Source organism: Roseiarcus sp. (assembly GCF_052145395.1).
Taxonomy (GTDB): domain Bacteria; phylum Pseudomonadota; class Alphaproteobacteria; order Rhizobiales; family Beijerinckiaceae; genus Roseiarcus.
The window spans coordinates 1-3,394 of the sequence record NZ_JBKQOT010000785.1; the positions used below are offsets into that span (position 1 = coordinate 1).

The 3,394-nt window shown below is 63.2% G+C and carries 3 protein-coding genes; all 3 read right to left on the reverse strand.

Annotated features, from left to right (window positions below):
* Window positions 1-134: 134 nt before the first annotated feature.
* Window positions 135-1,427, reverse strand: a complete 1,293-nt coding sequence (locus ACLP25_RS27065) for an alpha/beta hydrolase (protein ID WP_442472202.1) — start codon at window positions 1,425-1,427, stop codon at window positions 135-137.
* A gap of 458 nt (window positions 1,428-1,885) precedes the next feature.
* On the reverse strand, window positions 1,886-2,338 hold the full coding sequence (locus ACLP25_RS27070) for a hypothetical protein (protein ID WP_442472203.1): 453 nt from the start codon (window positions 2,336-2,338) through the stop codon (window positions 1,886-1,888).
* Between the two features lie 220 nt (window positions 2,339-2,558).
* A partial coding sequence (locus ACLP25_RS27075; RefSeq protein WP_442472204.1) for an efflux RND transporter permease subunit occupies window positions 2,559-3,394 on the reverse strand: 836 nt, incomplete at its 5' end.

Sequence of the window (3,394 nt, forward strand, 5' to 3'; positions counted from 1 at the left end):
TCATCCCTGGCCGAGCGATCGCTTCGCCGTCAAGCACCCGAGGTAAGAGCCGGATGCCCGAATGGGGCTCGTCCGGATCTGTGCGGGGGGACACCAGCAATGGTGTTCCCTACCGCGATCGGTCTCCGCGGCCATTAGCGCGGCTCCACCTGAGCCCCGGCGATCCGCCAAAAGGGCCGTCTGATTTCGACCAGCGGCCTCCCAGGATCGCCCGGCTTCAATCCATTAATCAAAGCGACCAGGTCGGAACGGACTGCTGGGTTCGACAGGAAGTATCCGTGCCCCCAGGCGCCGGTATTTTCGTCGACTTCGATCAGGTCAACGAGGTGGCCGGGGTCCGCGCGTAGCGCTCTCGCTTCCGGCCCGCTCAGATCCAGCTGGCCGAGCCGCAGTCTGCTTCCAAAGATGCTGCTCGAAAGGCCCAAAGCCTGATCGCCAGGAGACGAATAGACCGTCAGATGAAACGATCCCTGCTTGATCGCTGCGTTCGGGTTCTTCTTGGCGCCGTAGGGCACGTCCGGATCAGAAAACACGTCAAATATTTTCGTCGCGGCGACGTCGATGTCAATATCCGGCGCGAACAGAACAATGTTCCTTACCTTTAGACTCTCGGTGTTCGAAAAGCGCGAAACGTAGGCCTCGACGCTCAGCTCCCGAAAAGCCGACGCCAGCACGTCGGTGCCGCGGCTGTGGGCGATGATATCGACTCCGCGCACGCCCTCGGTCTGGCCGATCGCGCGGATCGCCTTCCGCATGTCGGCGACGGCGAACTCGCCGGATTCTCGGTCGACGTTGTAACCCAAGAAAGCGCCGCGCGACCCGCCGGCCGGCCACGTCAGCACCACGCAAACGAAATCCCGCCCGAGAAGGCGGCAGATGCTCCCCGTCGCATTGGCCGCGTCGTTGAACGTGTTGTTGTAGCCGTGAATGAAGACGACGACTTCCTTTCGTTCAGTCTTCGCCAGGCGGCGACGAATTTCTCCTTGAAGCGAGGCAACCGCATCTTCGTGCGCGGCCACGACGCCAGGCGCGCGGCGATATCCGGAGGCCGTGACCACCGCCGGATAAGGAACCTCGGGAAACCGCCCGATTTCATGAATTCCGTCGAGCTTCATCTCTCCCATGGGTTCGCTTGAATCCGGCTCGATGCGGATATTAATCGATCCAAAACTCATGGTGCGCGAGCGCTCTGACCCGTAGGAGAGCGCGTTCGTTCGGGGATCTGCAATCGGCGCCCGGTCGGTGACGTAAAGAAGATTGAGATCGCCGGATGCGTTTGTTGGCCGGGCCCCATCGACTGGCGCTCGATACTGAGCCGCGTCGAAAGCCGCGGGGGTCGGCGCCAGCAGGTCCCTGGACGAGCAGGCGCTTAGTAAGAACGTCCCCAGCAGGCCGGCAGAAAAGCCGAGGACAGCCCAGTGACGCATTGAATTGTTTCCTCTTTTGCTCTTCATTTGCGCAGATTGACGACCCCGAGTCCCCGTCCTTTCGTGCTCGACGAGGTCGACAGCCAATTTTATCAGGGGCGACATCTCGTCACCAGGCAGAGTTACAAGGAGAGAGGCTCGGCCGCATTGGCGGCGTGGCGGGCGCTGGTAACCGAAGTGAAGCTGGGGGTGGGGCGAACCGTTTGCCGCTGAAATAAGTGCAGTCCCCCTGACAAAGTCATCGGAGCGGTCGTAACCGCCTCCTTGGCGCTGTGGCGGCCAGCGTTGTTCGGCAGCACGCGACCGTCAATGTCGCGGGTAGACCGGCGCCACCTTGCCCCGCTTTCAGCGGCGCCCGATCTTGATCGCCCGCAAGGCATATTCGACGTGCCGAGCATGAGACGCGATCGGAAGCACATGCCGCAGAGCGTGAAGGAGGGGATCGAGTCGGCGACATGCTAAAATCGACTTTCATGGGCTACTTCGATCTCTTGGCGCGCGGCCACGCTGAATTCCTTCAGCGGATCGATTCCGTCGCCGACCGTCATCAAATCGCGCAGCTCCTTGAACGTCCTGTTGGGCGCCAAATACGTGTCGAGGATCAAGCGCATGAGCTTTTCGCCGGCGGCGACGGTCTCGGGCCGGCACAGCACGCGCATCCTGCTGAGCAGGGCGTAGAGTTCGAGGAGCTCCGGGATCTTCGGCTCACTCGTGGTGAGCGCCTCGCCATACTCCTTCGATGCCGAGACTATGAAGTCTCGGAAAAGCTCTTGCCGCCGCGCTAGGTGGCTTGAGACCAGCCCGGCCCTTGCCGAAACGCGCTGACCGATCCACGCCGAAAGGGCCGTCGTCAGGCCCCCGACTGTCGATCCTGCAAGGGCCGACAAGGTCGAAAGGTAAGCAGCGTCCATACTCTGTCCCTATCGGGGCGCCCGGCTTTGTCGTAATCTCGCTCCGCTGCGCGGTAACCATAGCGCGCGCTTGGGGTCCGCGACCTCCGACTGTTTTCCCTTGTTGAAGGACGACGAGCGTCGGGCGGAAACGCACGCCGGAGATGTAAACGGCAGCGCAGAGTGATGCGCCGCCCGCGATCAGTGCTCCGAGGCGCGCCGAAACCGGGCGTTGGGTCGATCAGCATGTCTGCTCGAGGACGCGCTCGGGCTCCGTTTGGTCGCGGGGCGGTTTGTGTTCTTGAATCTGTTCTGCGTCCGCGACTTGTGGGTCGTCCGGGCGAGGCTTCTTGATGCGGAACCAGGCGACGTAGAGGGCGGGCAGGAAGACGAGGGTCAGAACCGTCGCGATCGCCAGGCCACCCATGATCGCGTAGGCCATCGGACCCCAGAAGACGGTCGGCGCGATCGGGACCATGCCGAGGGCCGCCGCCGAAGCGGTGAGCAGGATGGGACGCAAGCGGATCGAGGTGGCCTCGATGACCGCGTCCCAGGGGTGGAGTCCCTTCGCCTGCTCTTTGTGGATCTGGTCGATAAGGATGACCGCGTTGCGTGCGATCATGCCCGTAAGCGCGAGCACGCCGAGGATCGCCACGAACCCGAGGGGCTTGTCGGCGAGGAGCAGCGCCGCGACGACGCCGATGACGCCCATGGGAGCGACGCTCAGCACCAGGAACATGCGGCTGAAGCTTTGAAGCTGGATCATCAGCACCGTAAGCGTGATGACGAACATTAAAGGCAGGGCGGCGGCGACCGAGGTCTGTGCCTTGTCGCTCTCCTCTGCGCTTCCGCCGACGCTGACGTGATATCCGCTCGGCAGGCTCGCATTGAGCGCGGCAATCTGCGGCGCCAGCCCCTGCACGACTGTCGCGGCCTGCGTGCCCGGCGCGAGGTCGGCCTGCACCGTCACGGTGGGCAGTCTGTCGCGACGCCAGACGATGGGAAATTCCTGGCCGTACTCGACCGAGGCGATCTGGCTCAGCGGAACGGTCCGCCCGTTCGGCAGCGGCACCTGAA

Bases quoted from the DNA above. Each gene is read 5' to 3' on its own strand.
- ACLP25_RS27070 (WP_442472203.1), bottom strand. From the start codon at position 2,338: ATGGACGCTGCTTACCTTTCGACCTTGTCGGCCCTTGCAGGATCGACA.
- ACLP25_RS27065 (WP_442472202.1), bottom strand. From the start codon at position 1,427: ATGCGTCACTGGGCTGTCCTCGGCTTTTCTGCCGGCCTGCTGGGGACG.